General features: G+C 38.3%; 14 protein-coding genes and 3 rRNA genes. All 17 read left to right on the top strand.

What is annotated here, in order from left to right:
* Positions 1–32 precede the first annotated feature (32 nt).
* The 17 genes from ACGHJ8_RS11740 to rplB all read left to right on the top strand — a co-directional run bounded on the left by ACGHJ8_RS11740 (position 33) and on the right by rplB (position 22,520).
* Positions 33–626, top strand: coding sequence for a class I SAM-dependent methyltransferase (locus ACGHJ8_RS11740; protein WP_087357597.1), 594 nt, complete (start codon positions 33–35; stop codon positions 624–626).
* A gap of 165 nt (positions 627–791) precedes the next feature.
* On the top strand, positions 792–4,451 hold the full coding sequence (locus tag ACGHJ8_RS11735) for a DNA-directed RNA polymerase subunit beta (protein ID WP_087357596.1): 3,660 nt from the start codon (positions 792–794) through the stop codon (positions 4,449–4,451).
* Positions 4,452–4,463: 12 nt separating this feature from the next.
* Positions 4,464–8,162, top strand: coding sequence for a DNA-directed RNA polymerase subunit beta' (gene rpoC, locus ACGHJ8_RS11730; RefSeq protein WP_390540492.1), 3,699 nt, complete (start codon positions 4,464–4,466; stop codon positions 8,160–8,162).
* 182 nt (positions 8,163–8,344) lie between these two features.
* Positions 8,345–8,758 carry a 30S ribosomal protein S12 gene (gene rpsL, locus ACGHJ8_RS11725; RefSeq protein ID WP_087244288.1) on the top strand — a complete coding sequence of 138 codons (414 nt, stop codon included), beginning with the start codon at positions 8,345–8,347 and terminating at the stop codon, positions 8,756–8,758.
* Between the two features lie 19 nt (positions 8,759–8,777).
* The gene (gene rpsG / locus ACGHJ8_RS11720; RefSeq protein WP_087244287.1) at positions 8,778–9,248 is read left to right on the top strand and encodes a 30S ribosomal protein S7; all 471 of its coding nucleotides are present in this window, start codon (positions 8,778–8,780) and stop codon (positions 9,246–9,248) included.
* Between the two features lie 37 nt (positions 9,249–9,285).
* Entirely contained in the window at positions 9,286–11,361 is a 2,076-nt protein-coding gene (fusA, locus tag ACGHJ8_RS11715) for an elongation factor G (protein ID WP_205091065.1), read from the top strand.
* Positions 11,362–11,447: 86 nt separating this feature from the next.
* Positions 11,448–12,632 (top strand): elongation factor Tu, encoded by a 1,185-nt coding sequence (gene tuf, locus ACGHJ8_RS11710; RefSeq protein WP_087357336.1) that lies wholly within the window; start codon positions 11,448–11,450, stop codon positions 12,630–12,632.
* Between the two features lie 86 nt (positions 12,633–12,718).
* Positions 12,719–13,510 carry a Cof-type HAD-IIB family hydrolase gene (locus ACGHJ8_RS11705; RefSeq protein WP_211963187.1) on the top strand — a complete coding sequence of 264 codons (792 nt, stop codon included), beginning with the start codon at positions 12,719–12,721 and terminating at the stop codon, positions 13,508–13,510.
* An 86-nt stretch (positions 13,511–13,596) separates the two neighbouring features.
* Positions 13,597–13,905 carry a PTS lactose/cellobiose transporter subunit IIA gene (locus ACGHJ8_RS11700; protein ID WP_087244283.1) on the top strand — a complete coding sequence of 103 codons (309 nt, stop codon included), beginning with the start codon at positions 13,597–13,599 and terminating at the stop codon, positions 13,903–13,905.
* Between the two features lie 338 nt (positions 13,906–14,243).
* Positions 14,244–15,767, top strand: a 16S ribosomal RNA gene (locus tag ACGHJ8_RS11695).
* Positions 15,768–15,960: 193 nt separating this feature from the next.
* Positions 15,961–18,846, top strand: a 23S ribosomal RNA gene (locus ACGHJ8_RS11690).
* Between the two features lie 52 nt (positions 18,847–18,898).
* Positions 18,899–19,007: ribosomal RNA gene (gene rrf, locus ACGHJ8_RS11685) — 5S ribosomal RNA — on the top strand.
* Together the 16S, 23S and 5S rRNA genes form the textbook arrangement of a ribosomal RNA operon.
* Positions 19,008–19,642: 635 nt before the next feature.
* On the top strand, positions 19,643–19,951 hold the full coding sequence (rpsJ, locus tag ACGHJ8_RS11680; protein ID WP_087245344.1) for a 30S ribosomal protein S10: 309 nt from the start codon (positions 19,643–19,645) through the stop codon (positions 19,949–19,951).
* Positions 19,952–19,972: 21 nt separating this feature from the next.
* Entirely contained in the window at positions 19,973–20,689 is a 717-nt protein-coding gene (gene rplC, locus ACGHJ8_RS11675; protein WP_211963189.1) for a 50S ribosomal protein L3, read from the top strand.
* Between the two features lie 22 nt (positions 20,690–20,711).
* Positions 20,712–21,338: a 50S ribosomal protein L4 gene (gene rplD, locus ACGHJ8_RS11670; RefSeq protein ID WP_390540487.1), complete on the top strand. Its 627-nt coding sequence runs from the start codon at positions 20,712–20,714 to the stop codon at positions 21,336–21,338.
* Positions 21,338–21,628, top strand: coding sequence for a 50S ribosomal protein L23 (gene rplW / locus ACGHJ8_RS11665; protein ID WP_087357957.1), 291 nt, complete (start codon positions 21,338–21,340; stop codon positions 21,626–21,628). Before rplD ends, rplW begins: the two co-directional genes overlap by 1 nt.
* 58 nt (positions 21,629–21,686) lie before the next feature.
* Positions 21,687–22,520: a 50S ribosomal protein L2 gene (gene rplB / locus ACGHJ8_RS11660; RefSeq protein WP_087357958.1), complete on the top strand. Its 834-nt coding sequence runs from the start codon at positions 21,687–21,689 to the stop codon at positions 22,518–22,520.
* The last annotated feature ends 17 nt before the right edge of the window (positions 22,521–22,537 follow it).

Below are 22,537 nucleotides of genomic sequence, written 5' to 3'. Positions count from 1 at the left end.
TGAAGGGCTTTTTTTTAACAAGGAGTGAGATGATGGCTCATTATTATACAAATAATACTGATTTAAAATCACAGAAAAAATATATTACATTTCAATATCGTAATCAAGATTTGACTTTTGTCAGTGATATAGGGGTTTTTTCTAAAGAGTATATTGATTATGGATCACGTGTTCTTCTTGAAAGTATACATCTTTTACCATCACAAAAATCATTACTGGATGTTGGGTGTGGTTATGGTACATTGGGGTTATCATTAAAAAAAGTGTATTCATGGCTTAAGGTGGAAATGGTTGATGTAAATGAACGTGCTTTGAATTTAGCTAAGGAATCAGCTTGTTATAATCAGTTGGAAGATGTTACAATATATAAAAGTTCGGTTTATGAAAATGTGAAAGGAACTTTTGATGTTATTGTATCTAATCCACCGATTCGTGCTGGAAAGACAATTGTTTTTGAAATTTTAGAAAAAGCATATCATCATTTAAATGATTCGGGAACTTTGTTTGTTGTTATTCAAAAAAAACAAGGGGCTCCTTCTGCTAAGAAAAAGATGGAAGATGTTTTTGGGAATTGTGAAATTATAAAAAGAGATAAAGGATATTTTGTTTTAAAATCGGTAAAATAACACTGTTTTTTGTGTTTCAAAAGAAATTTTGAAATTTATGATTTGGTATTGACTTCAACTGGCCTCTATGCTAGTATAATAAAATGCCTACTCATATATAAAAAGCAGTGTTTTTTGCTTGCTTTAATTAGGAGATAGAGATCATGAATAAGGAGTGAAACAGGCTTGGAAAGAAATGGAACTCAGGCAAAAAGTCGTATTAATCGTCGCAATTATTCAAGAATTAGTGGGTCTTTGGAATTGCCAAATTTAGTAGAAATCCAGACAAATTCTTTTGAATGGTTTAAAAACGAAGGAATTAAAGAAGTTTATAACGATGTTTATCCTATTAGCAATTACAACGAAACTTTAACTTTAGAGTTTGTGGATTGTCGCTTTGATGCACCGAAATATTCAGTGGAAGAAGCAAAAGATAGAGATACAAATTATTGTGCACCTATTCGTGCAACTTTACGTTTAGTGAATAATGGCACTGGTGAAATTAAGGAAAATGAAGTCTTTATGGGTGATTTTCCATTAATGACAGATTCTGGTACTTTTATTATTAATGGGGCTGAACGTGTTATTGTTTCACAGTTAGTACGTTCGCCAGGAGCATATTTTGCTGATGCAATGGATAAAAGTGGTAAAACTGTTTTCACTGGAAGTATGATTCCTTCACGAGGAACATGGCTTGAATTTGAAAACGATGCAAAAGATATTTTAAATGTACGTATTGATAGAACTCGTAAAATACCGGGAACGATTTTATTACGTGCTTTAGGATTAAGTAGTGATGAAGATATTATTGAAGTATTAGGAGATCATGAGTTTATCAGAAATACATTAGCTAAAGATACAACTCATAATACTGATGAAGCTTTAATTGAAATTTACAATAAATTAAGACCAGGGGAACCTGCAACTTTAGAAGGTGCTAACAATTTATTATATACAAGATTCTTTGATGCAAAAAGATATGACCTTGCACGTGCAGGACGTTTTAAACTTGGTAAAAAATTGAGTTTATTAGATAGAATTACAAACCGTGTTTTAGCTCAAGATGTTATAGATATAGATGGAAATGTTGTGATGAAAGAAGGAACTTTATTAACAAAAGATAAAGTAGACCTTTTAGCTCCTGTTTTCCAAGCTGGAGCTCATATGAGAGATATTCACACAAATGATTTTTTAAGATCACATGGACGTATTCAAGTATTAGAAGTTTATGTTGATGAAACAAAATCAAAGAAAATGAAAGTTGTAGGGACAGATTTATCATTAGATTGTAAATATATTACAATTTCAGATATGATTGCTGCCTATTCATATATGTTAAATCTTGTGGATATCTATGATTCATTAGATTTAGCAAGTGATGATAGAGTCAATTTGATGAGTCGTATTGGTTTATTAGATGATATTGATCATTTAGGAAATAGACGTGTCCGTTCTGTTGGAGAATTGATTCAAAATCAATTTAGAATTGGTTTGTCAAGAATGGAAAGAGTTGTTAAAGAAAGAATGTCATTGTCTGAAGTTGATAGTGTCACTCCACAATCATTAACAAACATTCGACCATTAACAGCCGCTATTAAAGAGTTTTTCTCATCATCTCAGTTATCTCAATTTATGGATCAGATTAATCCATTAGCTGAGTTAACGAATAAACGTCGTTTATCAGCGTTAGGGCCAGGTGGGTTATCAAGAGATCGTGCTGGTTATGAAGTTCGTGACGTTCATGCTTCTCACTACGGTCGTATTTGCCCAATTGAAACACCTGAAGGTCCAAATATCGGGTTGATTTCAACGTTGGCTTCTTATGCAAAAATCAATAAATATGGATTTATTGAAACACCTTATCGTAAAGTCAATCATAGTGTTATTGATGAAGATGATGTGCGTTATTTAACAGCTGATGAAGAAAAGAATTATGTGATTGCACAAGCTAAGGTTCAACATGATGAAAATGGTAAAATCCTTGATGAACAGGTTATTGCCCGTCATTTAGGGGAAAATATCATGGCAAAACCAGAAGAAATTGATTTTATTGATATTTCTCCAAAACAGATTGTTTCTGTTGCCACTTCATGTATTCCTTTCCTTGAAAATGACGATGCCACTCGTGCCTTAATGGGTGCCAACATGCAACGTCAGGCTGTCCCATTATTAAATCCACATACACCTCTTGTAGGAACTGGTATGGAATATCAGGCAGCAAGAGATTCTGGAGCAGCCGTTGTTGCGAAAAAAGATGGTATTGTCACTTATGTTGATGCGAAAAAGATTATTGTTGAAGAAGATACAGGACCTCATAAATATCGTTTGACAAAATTTGCGATTTCCAATGCAGGAACTTGTATTAACCATAGACCAATTGTAAAAGTCGGTGATCAAGTTGTGAAAGGTGAAATTCTTGCTGATGGTCCATCAATGGAACAGGGAGAATTAGCTTTAGGACAAAACGTATTAGTTGGTTTCATGACATGGAATGGTTACAACTATGAAGATGCTGTTATCATGTCTGAAAGATTAGTTAAAGAAGATGTTTATACATCTATTCATATTGAAGAATATAGTATTGAATGTCGTGATACAAAATTAGGACCTGAAGAAATTACAAGAGATATTCCTAATGTTGGTGAAGATGCACGTAAAAACTTAAACAGTGAAGGTATCATTATGATTGGTGCTGAAGTTAAGGAAGGTGACATCTTAGTTGGTAAGGTAACACCAAAAGGACAAGCGGAATTATCTGCAGAAGAAAAATTATTATTAGCAATCTTTGGTGAAAAATCTAGAGAAGTCAAAGATAATTCTTTAAGAGTTCCTCATGGAGGGGCAGGAATTGTTCATGATATTAAAATTTTCTCTAGAAAAAATGGTGATGAATTACAACCGGGTGTTAATAAAGAAGTTAAAGTTTATATCGTTCAAAAACGTAAAATTTCTGAAGGTGACAAGATGGCAGGTCGTCATGGTAATAAAGGGGTTATTTCTAAAATATTACCAATTGAAGATATGCCACACTTAGAAGATGGAACAATTCTTGACATCATGTTGAATCCATTAGGGGTTCCTTCACGTATGAACATTGGGCAGGTATTGGAATTACATTTAGGTTATGCTGCCAGAGAGTTAGGTATGTATTTTGCAACACCAGCTTTTGATGGTATTAATTCAAAAGATCTTGAAGATATCATGAAAGAAGCAGGAATGTCTGTTGATGGAAAACAACCAGTGATTTCTGGAATGACTGGTGAATATTTTGATTCAAACGTTTCTGTTGGTGTCATGTATATGATTAAATTAGCTCACATGGTTGATGATAAACTTCATGCCAGATCAGTTGGTCCATACTCTTTAGTAACACAACAGCCTCTTGGTGGTAAAGCACAAAATGGTGGACAAAGATTTGGAGAAATGGAAGTTTGGGCACTTGAAGCTTATGGTGCAGCTTATACACTGAGAGAAATTTTAACTGTCAAATCTGATGATGTTGTAGGACGTGTCAAAACTTATGAGGCTATTGTCAAAGGACAAAAATTGCCTGAACCAGGACTTCCTGAATCATTTAGAGTTTTAACAAAAGAATTACAGGCTTTAGCTTTAGATATTCGTATGTTAGATGAAAATGGTGAAGAAATAGATGCAAGAAAGATTGAAGATGAAGAACGTCGCTTCCCTACTTCAATTGATACAACTCCTGAACAACCAGAGGTTACTGATGAAGAAGTGGCTGAGGTTGAAGGTGATTTCTCAGAAGATGAAGAATCATTTGATGATTTAGATTCAGCAATTGATGAACTCTTTAGTGATGATGAAGAAGAAAGTAACGAAGAATAGGAGGAAATATGAATGGCAGATGTCAATAACTTTTCAGCAATCCAAATTGGATTAGCTTCTCCAGAAAAAATTCGTGAATGGTCTTATGGTGAAGTTAAAAAACCTGAAACTATTAATTATCGTTCTCAAAAGCCTGAAAAAGATGGTCTATTTTGTGAAAAAATCTTTGGACCATCTAAGGATTGGGAATGTAGCTGTGGAAAATATAAGAAAGTGAGATATAAAGGTGTTATCTGCAATCGTTGTGGTGTTGAAGTGACAAAATCATCTGTACGTCGTGAACGTATGGGGCATATTGAACTGGCTACACCGGTTGCACATATCTGGTATTTAAAGGGTATTCCATCAAGAATGGGATTAATCCTTGATATGACACCAAAACAACTTGAAGAAATTATTTATTTCGTTTCTTATGTTGTTACTGATAAGGGAAGTACACCTTTAGAATATAAACAAGTCTTATCTGAAAGAGATTATCGTAACTGTTATGAAAAATTTGGTCATCAATTTGAGGCTAAAACTGGGGCAGAAGCGATTAAAATCTTGCTTCAAAAAGTCGATTTAGATGAAGAATTTGAATTGGTAACAAAAGACTTAAAAGAAGCACAAGGACAAAGACGTTCAAAATTATTGAAAAGACTTGAAGCAATTGAGGCATTTAGAACTTCACACAATCAACCAGAATGGATGATCTTAGATGTTCTTCCTGTTATTCCACCTGATTTAAGACCAATGTTACAATTGGATGGTGGACGTTTTGCGACAAGTGACTTGAATGATTTATATCGTCGTGTTATTACACGTAATAATCGTTTGAAAAAGTTGTTAGAGCTAGGAACACCTTCTATTATTGTGCAAAATGAAAAGCGTATGTTACAAGAAGCAGTGGATGCCTTAATTGATAATGGACGTCGTTCAAAACCAATTACTGGGGCTGGAGGAAGACCATTAAAATCATTAAGTCATACGTTAAAAGGAAAGCAAGGGCGTTTCCGTCAAAACTTACTTGGAAAACGTGTTGACTATTCAGGACGTTCAGTTATCGCTGTTGGACCTGATTTAAAGATGTATCAATGTGGTATTCCACGTGAAATGGCTTTAAACTTATTTAAACCATTTGTCATTAGTGGATTAGTAAGAGAACAAATAGCAACAAATATTAAAGCGGCTGAAAGATTAATTGATAAGATGGATGATGTGATTTGGCCAATCGTTGAAGAAGTCATCAAAGAACATCCAGTCTTATTAAACCGTGCGCCTACATTGCATAGATTAGGTATTCAGGCATTCGAACCTAAATTGGTTGAAGGACGTGCTATTCGTTTGCACCCATTAGTATGTCCAGCGTTCAACGCTGACTTTGATGGTGACCAGATGGCAGTTCACGTTCCATTAGGGGAAGAAGCTATTCAAGAAGCTAGACAGTTAATGTTAGGTTCTCACAATATCCTTGGACCAAAAGATGGAAAACCTATCGTTACACCTTCTCAGGACATGGTGTTAGGTAACTATTACTTAACATTAGAAGATGAAGGGGCTATTGGTGAAGGAACTGTTTTTGCAGATGTGAATGAAGTTTTAATGGCATATGATGCAAAAACTGTACATTTACACACAAGAATTGCGATTAGAGGAAAATCTTTAAAGAATAAGACATTTACTGAAAAACAAAATAATAGCTATTTAATTACAAGTGTTGGTAAAATTATCTTTAACCAGATTTTTGATGGGGCATTCCCATTTATCAATGATTCTAGTAAAGAAAATTTAGTAGCAACACCAGATAAATATTTCGTACCAATGGGTACTGATATTAAAGCACATATTAAAGCACAGCCTTTAATTAAACCATTGGGTAAAAAAGCTTTAGGAAACATTATCAATGAAATGTTTGATCCTACAAAAATTAGTGATACAACAGCGATGTTGGATAAATTAAAAGATCAAGGATTCTATTATTCTACAATTGCTGGTATTACAGTTTCTGTTTATGATATTCAGGTTCCACAAAGTAAATACGTTTTATTTGATGAAGCTGATGAAAAACTTGAAGTAATCAAGAAATTATATCGTAAAGGGAAAATCACTGATGAAGAAAGACATAATATTGTTATTAAGTTATGGGAATCTGTTAAAGACCAAGTTCAAGCTGTTGTTAAGGAAGAATTTGAGGCAGATGATCGTAATCCAATCTTCATTATGTCTGATTCAGGAGCACGTGGTAATATCTCAAACTTTACACAGTTAGTAGGTATGCGTGGATTGATGTCTAATCCAAAAGGTGAAACGATTGAGTTGCCTATCAAATCTTCATTTAGAGAAGGTTTAACAGCATCTGAATTCTTCATCTCTACACATGGTGCCCGTAAAGGATCTACTGATACAGCCTTAAAGACAGCCGATTCAGGATACTTGACAAGACGTTTGGTTGATGTTGCTCAAGAAGTCATTGTTACTGAAGATGATTGTGGCACAGATCAGGGATTTGTTGTTACTGAATTGTACAATACTTCAGATAATTCAGTGATTGTGCCATTATATGACCGTCTAGTAGGACGTTATTCTCAAAAGGATGTTGTTCATCCTGAAACAGGAGAAGTGCTTGTTCAAGCGGGAGAAATGATTGATGAAGCGATTGCTAAAAATATTACAGATGCTGGAATCAAAGAAGTTGAAATTCGTTCAATCTTTGGATGTAAAGCTAAAAATGGAATTTGTAGAAAATGTTATGGTCGTAACTTAGCAACTGGTGAACAAGTTGAATTAGGAGAAGCTATTGGTATTATGGCGGCTCAATCAATTGGTGAACCTGGTACACAGTTAACAATGCGTACATTCCACATGGGTGGAGTTGCTGGTGGTGCCGATATTACTCAAGGTTTACCTCGTATTCAAGAGTTATTTGAAGCAAGAAATCCAAAAGCAAAATCTATTATTTCTGAAATTGATGGTGAAGTTTCTAATATCATTGATAACAATGGTAGAGCTGAAGTTGTCGTTTCTAACTTACTTGAAACAAAGAGTTATTTAACACCTTATGGTGCAAAATTAAGAGTCTCTGTAGGTGATGAAGTTGGTATTGGTTCTAAAATTACTGAAGGATCAATTGATCCAAAAGAATTATTAGCTGTTGCTGATGTCAAAGCTGTAGAAAATTATATCTTGAAAGAAGTTCAAAAAGTTTATCGTTTACAAGGTATTGAAATTTCAGATAAACACATTGAAGTTATTATTCATCAAATGTTGAAGAAGATGAGAATTGTTGAAGGTGGAGATACTGGAGCATTACCTGGTACTCATATTAATGTTCAAAAATTTACTGAATTAAATAAAGAAGCCTTAAAAGCTGGAAAACATCCTGCTGTTGCAAGACCAATCTTGTTAGGGATCACAAAAGCTTCACTTGAAACTGAATCATTCTTATCTGCTGCTTCATTCCAGGAAACAACAAAAATCTTAACAGATGCGGCTATTAAAGGGAAGGTTGATGAATTAAGAGGTCTTAAAGAAAATGTTATTATTGGTAAATTATTACCTGCTGGTACAGGGTTAAGAGGACCTTTAAAATCACCTGAAACGATTGCTAGAGAGTTAGAAGAAGCACGCAAAGAAAAGGAATTAGAAGAAGCTGAACATTTACAAGCTGAAACTTTATCAGAAAGTTTGTTAAGCAGTACTGAAATTGATGAAGAATTTTCAACAACAGAATAAAATAAAGAAACAAGGTCTTAAAAAAGATCTTGTTTTTCTTTGATAAAAAGAGTAAAAAGTGTTGACTTTATAAATTTTGTCGTATATAATTGCTTTCGGTACTCGACTAAGAGTGCATTTTATCTCATCAAAAAATGAAACACCCGGAATTGTGTGTTAAGAAGAAAGGAAAGGAGAAAAACATGCCTACAATTAATCAATTAGTCAGAAAAGGACGTAGTGAAAAAACATCTAAATCAAAATCACCTGCGTTAAATAGAGGTTACAACTCATTATTAAAGAAACCAACTAATATTAGTTCACCTCAAAAACGTGGTGTTTGTACTCGTGTTGCCACTATGACACCAAAGAAACCTAACTCGGCTTTACGTAAATATGCCCGTGTTCGTTTGTCAAACGGAATGGAAGTAACTGCATATATTCCAGGAATTGGGCACAACTTACAGGAACACAGTGTTGTGTTAATTCGTGGAGGACGTGTTAAGGACTTACCAGGGGTTCGTTATCATATTATTCGTGGTACTATGGACTGTGCTGGTGTAAAAGATCGTATGCAAGGACGCTCTCGTTATGGAGCTAAAAAACCTAAAAAATAAGAGATAGGAGGAAAAACTGATGTCAAGAAGAGGACGCGTAGCAAAAAGAGATGTACTACCTGATCCAATTTATAATTCTAAGGTAGTTACAAAATTAATTAACAATATCATGCTTGATGGTAAAAAAGGTGTTGCTCAAAACATCTTATATGAAGCATTTAAAAAAGTTGAAGAAAAAACTGGAAATCCTGCAATGGAAGTATTTGATCAAGCAATCAACAATATCATGCCTGTACTTGAATTAAAAGTAAGACGTATTGGAGGAGCTAACTATCAAGTACCTGTTGAAGTATCTCCAGAAAGAAGAATGACATTAGGATTAAGATGGTTAGTTAACTATTCTCGTTTAAGAAACGAAAAAAGCATGATTGATCGTCTTGCTAATGAAATTATTGATGCCTCTAATGGAACTGGTGCTTCTGTGAAAAAGAAAGAAGATACTCATAAGATGGCTGAAGCTAATAAAGCATTTGCACATTTCCGTTGGTAATATATGATTTAGAGGAAATATTTGAAAGGAGAAAAATATGGCTCGTGAATTTTCGTTAGAAAAAACTCGTAATATTGGAATCATGGCTCACATTGATGCTGGTAAAACAACAACAACTGAACGTGTTCTTTATTACACTGGAAAAATTCATAAAATTGGTGAAACACATGATGGTGCTTCACAAATGGACTGGATGGAACAAGAGCAAGAACGTGGTATTACAATCACTTCAGCAGCAACAACTGCACAATGGAATGGATACCGTGTTAACATCATTGATACTCCAGGCCATGTCGATTTCACTGTTGAAGTAGAACGTTCTTTACGTGTACTTGATGGTGCTGTTACTGTATTAGACTCAAAAGCTGGTGTTGAACCACAAACAGAAACTGTTTGGCGTCAAGCAACAACTTATGGAGTTCCTCGAATTGTCTTCTGTAACAAAATGGATGCAACTGGGGCAGATTTCTTAATGTCTGTTGAATCTATTGGAAAAAGATTAGATGCTAACGCTGTAGCTATTCAATTACCAATTGGTGCCGAAGATACATTTGAAGGTGTTATTGACTTAATTAAAATGAAAGCTGTTCATTTTGAAGGAGCTAAGGGTGAAAACGTTGTTTATTCTGAAATTCCTGAAAATATGAAAGCTCAAGCAGAAGAATATCGTCAAAAAATGATTGATTCAGCTGCATCTTTTGATGATGATTTAATGATGAAAGTCTTAGAAGAAGAACCAGTTACTGAAGAAGAAATTAAAGCAGCAATCCGTAAAGGAGTATTAGCTGTTGAATTATTCCCAGTATTATGTGGATCTGCTTATAAAGACAAAGGTGTACAGTTAATGTTAGATGCTGTTATCGACTTCTTACCTGCACCAACTGATGTTCCATCAATTAAAGGTGAAGATGAAGATGGTAACGAAATCGAAAGACATGCAAGTGATGATGAGCCATTCTCTGCATTAGCATTTAAGATTATGGCTGACCCATTTGTTGGTAAATTAACATTCTTCCGTGTATATTCAGGACATATTGAATCTGGATCATATGTTTTAAACTCTTCTAAAGATAAAAAAGAACGTTTAGGACGTATCTTACAGATGCATGCTAATACACGTAAAGAAATTAGCGAAGTTTACGCTGGAGATATTGCTGCAGCTGTTGGATTTAAAAATACAACAACTGGGGATACTATCTGTGATGAAAAGAATTTCATTATCTTAGAAAAAATGGAATTCCCTGAACCAGTTATTGAATTAGCAATTGAACCAAAAACAAAACAAGACCAAGATAAATTAAGTAACGGTTTAGCAAGATTAGCTGAAGAAGACCCTACATTCAGAGTCACTACAAATCCTGAAACTGGTGATACAATTATTGCCGGAGTTGGGGAATTACACTTAGACGTTATCGTTGATCGTTTAAAGAGAGAATACAAAGTTGAAGCTAATGTTGGGGCACCACAAGTTGCTTATCGTGAAACAATTAGAAAAGCTGCTGATTGTGAAGGTAAATTCGTACGTCAGTCAGGTGGTCGTGGACAATACGGACATGTATGGATTAAATTCGAACCAAATGAAGGTAAAGGATTTGAATTCGTTGATGCTGTAGTTGGTGGAACTGTCCCTAGAGAATACATTGGTTCAGTAAAAGCTGGGCTTGAAGAAGCATTAGAAAATGGTATGATTGCAGGGTATCCAGTATTGGATATTAAAGCAACTTTATTTGATGGTTCTTACCATGATGTCGACTCATCAGAAATGGCATACAAGGTTGCTGCAAGTTTAGCATTAAAAGAAGCTGGTAAAAAATGTGATCCAGTTATCTTGGAACCAATTATGGCTGTAGAAGTCACTGCACCTTCTGAATATTTAGGAAGCGTTATGGGAGATATCTCTTCTAGACGTGGTATGATTGAAGGACAAGAAGAAAGAGGAAACGCTGTTTTAGTACAAGCAAGTGTACCTTTATCTGAAATGTTTGGATATGTTACTGACTTAAGATCATTTACACAAGGACGTGGAAATTACACTATGCAATTTGATCGTTATGAACCAGTTCCTAAGTCAATTGCAGAAAGTATTATTAAGAAAAATGGTGGAAATAATTAATCCACTAAAAGTATTGCATTTTTGAGATAAATCATTTAGAATGTATATGTAAAAATTTAAAGAAATTTATATAGGAGGAAGCTTAAATGGCTAAAGAAAAATTTGACCGCTCTAAAGCGCATGTTAATATTGGAACAATTGGTCACGTTGACCATGGAAAAACAACTTTAACTGCAGCAATCACTACTGTTTTAGCACAAGAAGGAAATGCTAAAGCAATGGACTACGCTGCAATTGATGCTGCACCTGAAGAAAAAGAACGTGGTATCACAATCAACACTGCACACGTTGAATATCAAACAGCAACTCGTCACTATGCACACGTTGACTGTCCAGGTCATGCTGACTACATCAAAAACATGATTACTGGTGCTGCTCAAATGGATGGAGCTATCTTAGTAGTAGCTGCTACTGATGGACCTATGCCACAAACAAGAGAACACATCTTATTATCTCGTCAAGTAGGTGTACCTTACATCATCGTATTCTTAAATAAATGCGATATGGTTGATGACGAAGAATTAATTGAATTAGTTGAAATGGAAGTTCGTGAATTATTAAATGAATACGGATTCCCAGGAGATGATACTCCTATTATTCGTGGATCAGCTTTAAAAGCATTAGAAGGAGATCCAAAATGGGTACCAGCTATTCATGAATTAATGGAAGCTGTAGATACTTATATCCCAACTCCAACTCGTGATACTGACAAACCATTCTTAATGCCAGTTGAAGACGTATTTACAATCACTGGACGTGGAACAGTTGCTACAGGACGTGTTGAAAGAGGACAATTAAAATTAAATGACCCAATCGAAATCGTTGGTATTCATGAAACTCAAAATACAGTTGCTACTGGTATCGAAATGTTCCGTAAATTATTAGATTACGCTGAAGCAGGAGATAACGTAGGGGTATTATTAAGAGGTATCAACAGAGATCAAATTCAACGTGGACAAGTATTAGCTAAACCAGGATCAGTACATCCACACAAAAAATTCGTATGCCAAGTTTACGTTTTATCAAAAGATGAAGGTGGACGTCATACACCATTCTTCTCTAACTATAGACCACAATTCTATTTCAGAACTACTGACATCACTGGTGTTATCGAATTACCAGAAGGTGTAGAAATGGTTATGCCAGGAGATAACGTAGAATTAACAGTTGAATTAATCCATGCTATCGCACTTGAAAATGGTACTAAATTCTCAATTCGTGAAGGTGGAAGAACTGTTGCTTCTGGAACAGTTACTGAAGTTATTGAATAATTTTCATGAAAAGGTATCTTATCGATACCTTTTTTGTTTACACTTTTTTATAAAAAGGTTATGATGTTAAAGTATGGAGGTGTGATATGAGCAAACTATTTTTCTTTGATATAGATGGAACGCTTATTGAATGTAGTAAAGGTATTTACAGCATTCCCCAAAAAGTTCGAGAAGCTATGGATAGTCTAAAAAGACAAGGACACGCTGTTTTTTTGGCTACTGGGAGATGTAAGTGTTTTATTGTAGATGGTGTCATGGATTATCCGTTTAGTGGATATGTGACTTGTAATGGTGCTTATGTAGAATATGAAAATAAAGAAATATATAAAAGTATCGTATCAAAAGAAGCAATTATAAAGACTCATGAGTTTTGTTTAGAAAGAAATTTAGCTTATTATTTTGAGGGTAATGATTATATTTATGTTTTGAATAAAGATAACCGTAAACATATAGAGTTTAAAAATAATTGGGGAATGAAAGATAAGGTTATTATTGATTCTTTTGATGTTAATGAAATAGAAACTTATATTGGTATGATTGTTTTGAATTCTGATCAAGATATAGAACCAATGAAAAACGTATTATCGCCTTATTTTCATATCCAGCAGCACCAAAGTGGCTTATCGTTTGATTTAACCTTGAAAGGTGAATCTAAAGCCAAAGGGATTGAGAAATTGATTAATGGTTTAGGTAAAACAATGAAAGATACAATTGCATTTGGTGATGGACGTAATGATATAGAAATGTTAAGGTGTGTAAATTTGGGTATTGCAATGGGAAATGCAGCTATGGAAACAAAAAAAGTTGCTGATTTTATCACTGATAATGTTGAGAATGATGGAATTGTGAAAGCACTTAAACATTTTTCTTTTCTTTAATCTTTATAGTTGAAATTATAAAGGTGATTTGATAAAATAAATATACAGAGTAATTCTGAATTTGTTTGTTAAAGGAGAAATTGAAAATGGATGAACAAGAACAAGTAGTTATCAACCTTATTGTAAACAGTGGTAGTGCTCGTAGCTCAGCAATTGAAGCTATTCAATACGCTAAAGCTGGTGATTTAGATAAGGCTGATGAATCATTACAAAACGCAAAAGAAACTGTAAATGAAGCGCATCATGCACAAACTGAATTAATTCAGGCTGAAATTAGAGGAGAAAAAGCTCCATTAAACTTATTAATGGTACATGCTCAAGATCACTTAATGACTGCATTAGTTGTTATTGATTTAGCACAAGAATTTATTGATCTTTATAAAAAAATCAAATAATTAAAAGGTTAGTGATTCAAGCAAAACCCCAATGACGGAGGATTAACTCAGTTAATGGGGTTTTATTTTTGAATTTCTGAGTAAATATTTACAAAATAACAAATAAAAAAACATTGATAAAATCAATAAAAAATAGAATTTTAAAAAAAAGAGGGATAAAAAAACGAAAAAAAATGAAAAAAAGGGTTGCAAAGGGGAGGGATAGATGATATTATAGATGAGCACTCGAGAGAGAGGGCGACAGGAACATTGAAAACTGAACAGTAAACACGTCAATAGAAAAGAAAGAAAAAGAAAAAGAGTCAAGAAGACATGAAATTGTCTGAAGATAGAAAAGGACAATGGAGAGTTTGATCCTGGCTCAGGATGAACGCTGGCGGCGTGCCTAATACATGCAAGTCGGACGCAATGCTTCGGCATTGAGTGGCGAACGGGTGAGTAAGACATAAGCAACCTGCCCCTGTGAGGGGGATAACTGCTGGAAACGGCAGCTAAGACCGCATAGGCATAGAGGACGCATGTCGACTATGTTAAATATCCCACGGGATAGCACAGGGATGGGCTTATGACGCATTAGCCAGCTGGTGAGGTAACGGCTCACCAGGGCGACGATGCGTAGCCGGCCTGAGAGGGTGGACGGCCACACTGGGACTGAGACACGGCCCAGACTCCTACGGGAGGCAGCAGTAGGGAATTTTCGGCAATGGGCGAAAGCCTGACCGAGCAACGCCGCGTGAAGGAAGAAGTCATTCGTGATGTAAACTTCTGTTATGAAGGAAGAACGGCAGATGGAGGGAATGCCATGTGCGTGACGGTACTTCATGAGGAAGCCACGGCTAACTACGTGCCAGCAGCCGCGGTAATACGTAGGTGGCGAGCGTTATCCGGAATCATTGGGCGTAAAGAGGGAGCAGGCGGCAGTGCAGGTCTGCGGTGAAAGACCGGAGCTAAACTTCGGTAAGCCGTGGAAACCGCACAGCTAGAGAGCATCAGAGGATCGCGGAATTCCATGTGTAGCGGTGAAATGCGTAGATATATGGAGGAACACCAGTGGCGAAGGCGGCGGTCTGGGGTGCAGCTGACGCTCAGTCCCGAAAGCGTGGGGAGCAAATAGGATTAGATACCCTAGTAGTCCACGCCGTAAACGATGAGTGCTAAGTGTTGGGGGTCAGACCTCAGTGCTGGAGTTAACGCAATAAGCACTCCGCCTGAGTAGTACGTTCGCAAGAATGAAACTCAAAGGAATTGACGGGGGCCCGCACAAGCGGTGGAGCATGTGGTTTAATTCGAAGCAACGCGAAGAACCTTACCAGGTCTTGACATGGAGATAAAGGCCCTGGAGACAGGGAGATAGATATATCTCACACAGGTGGTGCATGGTTGTCGTCAGCTCGTGTCGTGAGATGTTGGGTTAAGTCCCGCAACGAGCGCAACCCCTGTTGCCAGTTGCCAGCATTAGGTTGGGGACTCTGGCGAGACTGCCTCTGCAAGGAGGAGGAAGGCGGGGATGACGTCAAATCATCATGCCCCTTATGACCTGGGCTACACACGTGCTACAATGGACGGATCAGAGGGAGGCGAAGCCGCGAGGTGGAGCGAAACCCAGAAACCCGTTCACAGTTCGGACTGCAGTCTGCAACTCGACTGCACGAAGCTGGAATCGCTAGTAATCGCGAATCAGCATGTCGCGGTGAATACGTTCTCGGGCCTTGTACACACCGCCCGTCACACCATGAGAGTTGGTAACACCCGAAGCCGGTGGCCCAACCGCAAGGAGGGAGCTGTCTAAGGTGGGACTGATGATTGGGGTGAAGTCGTAACAAGGTATCCCTACGGGAACGTGGGGATGGATCACCTCCTTTCTAGGGAGAAGAGAAGATGTGGATACTGTTTGGTTTTGAGTGTATCTGTAGAGATGCATTCAAGGCAGGAACATTGAAAACTGAACAGCAAACTTTCTACAAGAAAGCGAAGAAACGAAAGATGAAAGAGATCAGGAAGAAGGTCGAAATCATCTAGTTGCAAACTAAGAAAGCACGAAAAGAGAACACTTTAGGTTAAGCGAAGAAGAGCGTATGGCGGATGCCTGGCCACCAGGAGGCGAAGAAGGACGCAGCAAACGGCGAAACGCGACGGCGAGCAGTAAGCATGCAAGGACCCGTCGATGTCCGAATGGGGGAACCCGTCATCCATGAGGATGACATCGATGAAGAATCGAGGCGATACGCAGGGAACTGAAACATCTCAGTACCTGCAGGAAAGGAAAGTAAGAACGATTCCGTAAGTAGTGGCGAGCGAAAGCGGAGGAGCCCAAACCATCGTATGATGGGGTTATAGGGGTGCCGATAAAGCCTATCTGACATGACAGGAGAAGCGCAGGGGAAGGCGCAGCGAAGAGGGTGAAACTCCCGTATCCGAAGTCGTGGAGGAAGGCGAGGCAGGCCCTGAGTACGTCGGGACACGAGGAATCCTGACGGAAGGATCGAGGACCATCTCGAAAGGCTAAATACTCCCTGGTGAGCGATAGTGGACCAGTACCGTGAGGGAAAGGTGAAAAGAACCCCGGGAGGGGAGTGAAAGAGAACCTGAAACCATATGCTTACAAGAAGTCAGAGCCCGTTAATGGGTGATGGCGTGCCTTTTGTAGAATGAGCCGGCGAGTTATGATGTGGAGCGAGGTTAAGCAGGGGATGCGGAGCCGAAGCGAAAGCGAGTCTGAAGAGGGCGAAAGTTGCATGTCATAGACCCGAAACCGGGTGATCTAGCCATGATCAGGTTGAAGTCGGGGTAAGACCCGATGGAGGACCGAACCGACCCCCGTTGAAACGTTGGCGGATGAATTGTGGCTAGGGGTGAAATTCCAAACGAACCCGGAGATAGCTGGTTCTCCCCGAAATAGCTTTAGGGCTAGCGTCGTCAGGAAGTCGCATGAAGGTAGAGCACTGAATATGTGATGGCCTCATCTCGAGGTACTGAGCATAATCAAACTCCGAATGTCATGAAGACATGGACGGCAGTCAGACCATGGGTGATAAGGTCCATGGTCAAGAGGGAAACAGCCCAGACCATCAGCTAAGGTCCCCAAATACATGCTAAGTGGAAAAGGATGTGGAGATGTACAGACAACCAGGAGGTTGGCTCAGAAGCAGCCATCCTTGAAAGAGTGCGTAACAGCTCACTGGTCGAATGACTCTGCGCCGAAAATTTACCGGGGCTAAGCATGATACCGAAGCTATGGATTTACGATGTAAATGGTAGGGGAGCGTTCCAGACAGCGAAGAAGCGATACCGTAAGGAGTCGTGGAGCGTGTGGAAGAGAGAATGCCGGTGTGAGTAGCGGCACGTGGGTGAGAATCCCACGCACCGGAGACCCAAGGTTTCCAGAGGAAGGTTCGTCCGCTCTGGGTAAGTCGGGACCTAAGGCGAGGCCGAAAGGCGTAGTCGATGGACAACGGGTGGAGAATCCCGTACCGGAGTGCAGGCGAGGGAGTGACGGAGAAGGCTAGGACAACCAGCTGACGGAATAGCTGGAGCAAGCGAGGTAGGGGTCATCCAGGCAAATCCGGATGGCGCAACCCGAAGGCGTGAAGCGGATGGAACATTGCGATAAGTACAGAAGAGTCTGAAGCCAGCTTCCAAGAAAAGCTTCTAGCATAACTGCATTCTGCCCGTACCGAAAATGGACACACATGGGTAAGGAGAGAATCCTAAGGTGAGCGAGAGAACTATAGCTAAGGAACTCTGCAAAATGACTCCGTAACTTAGGGAGAAGGAGTGCTCAGTGGAAGCTGAGCCGCAGTGAAACGGCCCAAGCGACTGTTTACCAAAAACACAGCTCTCTGCGAAGACGCAAGTCGAAGTATAGGGGGTGACGCCTGCCCGGTGCTGGAAGGTTAAGGGGAGTGGTCAGCGAAAGCGAAGCCATGAACCGAAGCCCCAGTAAACGGCGGCCGTAACTATAACGGTCCTAAGGTAGCGAAATTCCTTGTCAGGTAAGTTCTGACCCGCACGAAAGGCGTAACGATTTGGGCGCTGTCTCGGCTGTAGACTCGGTGAAGTCTTAGTACCTGTGAAGATGCAGGTTACCCGCGACTAGACGGAAAGACCCCATGGAGCTTTACTGTAGCCTGATATTGGACTCTGATGCATGATGTACAGGATAGGTAGGAGGCTGAGATACGGATACGCCAGTATTCGAGGAGCCGACGTTGGGATACTACCCTTGATGCATTGGAGTTCTAACCGGGCCTCATGGAACTGAGGACGGGACAGTGTCAGGTGGGCAGTTTGACTGGGGCGGTCGCCTCCCAAAGAGTAACGGAGGCGCCCAAAGATACCCTCAGCATGGATGGAAACCATGCGCAGAGTGCAAAGGCAGAAGGGTGTTTGACTGCGAGACAGACGAGTCGAGCAGGGACGAAAGTCGGGCTTAGTGATCCGGCGGCACCGCATGGAAGGGCCGTCGCTCAACGGATAAAAGCTACCCTGGGGATAACAGGCTGATCTCCCCCAAGAGTTCACATCGACGGGGAGGTTTGGCACCTCGATGTCGGCTCATCGCATCCTGGAGCTGAAGTCGGTTCCAAGGGTTGGGCTGTTCGCCCATTAAAGCGGTACGCGAGCTGGGTTCAGAACGTCGTGAGACAGTTCGGTCCCTATCTGTCGTGGGCGCAGGAAGTTTGAGGAGAGCTGCCCTCAGTACGAGAGGACCGGGGTGGACGGACCGATGGTGCACCAGTTGTCACGCCAGTGGCACAGCTGGGTAGCCAAGTCCGGAAGGGATAAACGCTGAAGGCATCTAAGCGTGAAGCCCCCTCCAAGATGAGACTTCCCATTCTTCGGAAGGAAGGTCCCTCCAAGACGAGGAGGTAGATAGGTCATGGGTGCAAGCATGGCGACATGCTGAGCTGAATGATACTAATAGACCGAGAGCTTAGCCATAAGAAGTGGGAGGAAGGAAGCTGTTCAGTTTTGAGCGTTCGTGCTCAGATGATCTGGTGGCGAAGGCATGATGGACACACCTGTAACCATGCCGAACACAGAAGTTAAGCATCATAGCGGCGAAGATAGTGGGCAACTGCGACAATAGCACGCTGCCAGTTCACATGACGGTCCAGTCTTCTTCTGGTTCCGTCCTTTTTTTTATTCTTTCATCATGTTTTGCTTAAGATGGAGCTGTTTAAAATCGTTTCACTGTTTCTGGCATATTAGATATGCTTTTTTGATTCCCTGTGAATTCCTTTATTTCATAGGGAATTTTTTGCAATTTAATGTAAATTTATATTAAACCGCTTCCTACATTCGTTTTAATAAAACCCATTTATTAAAAAACTGTGGTGATTTAGAAATGACTTCATTATTTTCTAATATTTTGAACATCTTATTACGTTGATCAATAGTGGTATGTTTATTTTCTAGAGATATTTTCATTCATATCATTAACCTATAAAATGATGAACAGATATTCAATAGTATATAACAATAAAATTCCTAATATTAAATCCCACTTTATTTTTTTAAGCAGAATTTACTTTTACAATTAACCCCACTAAAAAAAGATTTCAAAAGATATAAAAAACGCTTGATTTAAAAGGAAAAATAGTGTAAAATGCATTTGTTGTGAATGCGAAGAAGTGCGAGGTTGCTGAAACGCTGAAAGCCGTTGTCATGAGCGGAGGACGTATTCAGGGAATTCGCATCGAGCAGCCAATAAATTGGCAAGAAGGAGGAATAATTCATGGCAAACAACAAAATTAGAATTCGTTTGAAATCATTTGATCACAAAATCTTGGATACTTCTGCTGAAAAAATTGTTTCAGCTGCTAAGAAGTCAGGGGCTCAAGTTGTAGGTCCTGTACCTCTACCAACTGAGAAAGAAGTTTATACAATTTTAAGAGCAGTTCACAAGTATAAAGATTCTCGTGAACAATTTGAAATCAGAACTCACAAACGTCTAATTGACATTGTGAATCCAACACCAGAAACAGTTGATGTATTAACTCGTTTAGAATTACCAAGTGGTGTGGATATTGAAATTAAATTATAAGGAAAGGTAAAGGTGTAACTCATGAAAGGAATCTTAGGTCGTAAGATTGGAATGACTCAAGTGTTCACTACTGATGGAAAATTAATCCCAGTAACAGTTGTAGAAGCAACACCAAATGTTGTTTTACAAAAGAAAACAGTTGCTACTGATGGATATGATGCTATCCAAGTTGGTTTTGAAGACAAGAGAGAAAAATTAGCAACTAAACCACACATGGGACATGTTGCAAAAGCTAAAACAGCTCCTAAGCGCTTCATTAAAGAATTTCGTTTTGACGAAATGATGAGTTATGAAGTTGGTCAAGAAATAAAGGTTGATAGCTTTGTAGCTGGTGAAGTGGTTGATGTAACTGGAACTAGCAAAGGTAAAGGTTATCAAGGTGTTATAAAAAGACATGGACAACAAAGAGGTCCAATGGGGCATGGTTCAGGTGCTCATAGAATCGTAGGTTCAATGGGACCAATCGCTCCAAATAGAATCGCTCCAGGTAAGAAATTACCAGGACATATGGGTAACGTAACAAGAACAGTTCAAAACTTGGAAATCGTTGCTGTTGATGTAGAAAACAATGTATTGTTAATTAGCGGATCAATTCCAGGTCCTAAAAAAGGTTTGGTTGTTGTAAAATCAGCAATCAAAGGAAATGGAAAAGTGAATCCTGCTAAAGATTTAGTTGTATATGAAACTGAAAGCCCAGTAGTAGAAGAAACTACTGATGCAGTGGAAACTGCTGAATAATGAAGCGAAAGGAGGAAAACTAATGTTAAAAGTTGCAGTATATAATCAAGAAGGACAAAAAGTAAAAGATACAGAATTAAATGAATCTGTATTTGGTATTGAACCAAACAACCAAGCAATCTTTGATATGGTCTTACTACAAAGAGCTTCATGGAGACAAGGGACTCATAAAGTGAAAAACCGTACTGAAGTTAAAGGTGGAGGAAAGAAACCTTGGCGTCAAAAAGGTACAGGTAGAGCAAGACAAGGATCTATCCGTGCTCCACAATGGAGAGGTGGAGGAGTTGTATTTGGGCCTACACCAGATAGAAACTATAAATTAAAAATGAATAAAAAAGTAAGACGTTTAGCGCTTAAATCAGCTTTAAGTCAAAAAGTGATTGATAGTAAATTAACAGTATTAGATAACATCGCTATGGAAGCACCAAAGACAAAAGCAATGGTTAAAGTGTTAGAAAACTTAGAAGCAAATAGAAAAACATTAATCGTTATGGATGAAGTTGATGAAAACGTAGCTTTATCAGCAAGAAATATTCCTGGTGTTAAAGTTATTAATTCAAAAGGTCTTAACGTTTATGATATTGTAGATAGCACTAAGCTAGTTATGACTGAAGGAGCTATCAAAGCTGTTGAGGAGGTATTGGCATAATGGCACATATAACTGATGTATTAAAGAAACCAGTACTTACTGAAAAATCTTTATTGTTACAACAAAACGAAAACAAATATACATTTGATGTTGATGTAAATACAAATAAAACTGAAGTAAAAGTTGCAGTTGAAAAAATGTTTGACGTTAAAGTTGAAAAAGTAAACATTATGAATGTGAAACCTAAAACAAAAAGAATGGGTAGATACGTTGGTAAAACAAAAAGAAGAAAGAAAGCTATTGTAAAATTAAAAGAAGGATATTCAATCGATTTATTCGGTGAAGAATAATCCGATATACTATTGGAATGTACTCCATTCCAGATAAGAAAAATAAGGAGGAAAACAGATGCCTATTAAAGTATATAAGCCTACAACAAATGGTCGTCGTAATATGACTTCTTTAACTTATGAAGAAATTACTACTAATAAGCCTGAGAAATCATTGACTGTTCGTTTATCAAAAACTGGTGGGCGTAATAATCAAGGTGTAATCACTACTCGCCATCACGGTGGTGGACATAAACGTTTATATCGTATTATTGATTTTAAACGTAATAAAGATGATATTGTTGGTAAAGTTGCAACAATTGAATATGATCCAAATAGATCTGCAAATATTGCATTAATTCACTATGTAGATGGTGAAAAAAGATATATTTTAGCTCCTAAAGGATTAGAAGTTGGAATGAAAATTGTTTCTGGAGAAAATGCTGATATTATTGTTGGTAATAGTTTACCAATGGGAAATATGCCTGAAGGTACAGTTATCCACAATATTGAAATGCATCCAGGAAAAGGTGGACAAATTGCTAGATCTGCAGGTGTTTCTGCTCAAATCTTAGGTAAAGAAGGAAAATATGTAACTGTAAGATTAGCTTCTGGTGAAGTAAGAAAATTCTTAGCAGTTTGTAGAGCAACAGTTGGTGTTGTTGGAAATGAAGATCATGGATTAGTTAACATTGGTAAAGCAGGACGTAACAGATGGAAAGGTATTAGACCTACTGTTCGTGGTTCTGTTATGAACCCTAATGATCACCCTCATGGTGGTGGTGAAGGTAGAACTTCAATCGGTCGTAAAGCACCAATGACTCCATGGGGTAAAAAAGCACTTGGTGTTAAAACAAGAAATACAAAGAAAGCTTCAAATAAATTAATCGTACGTCGTCGTAACGGTAAATAAGAAGGAGGGTTATAGAA

The organism is Massiliimicrobium timonense, assembly GCF_042850985.1.
GTDB lineage: Bacteria > Bacillota_I > Bacilli_A > Erysipelotrichales > Coprobacillaceae > Allocoprobacillus.
This window is presented reverse-complemented; position numbering and strand designations above follow the sequence as displayed.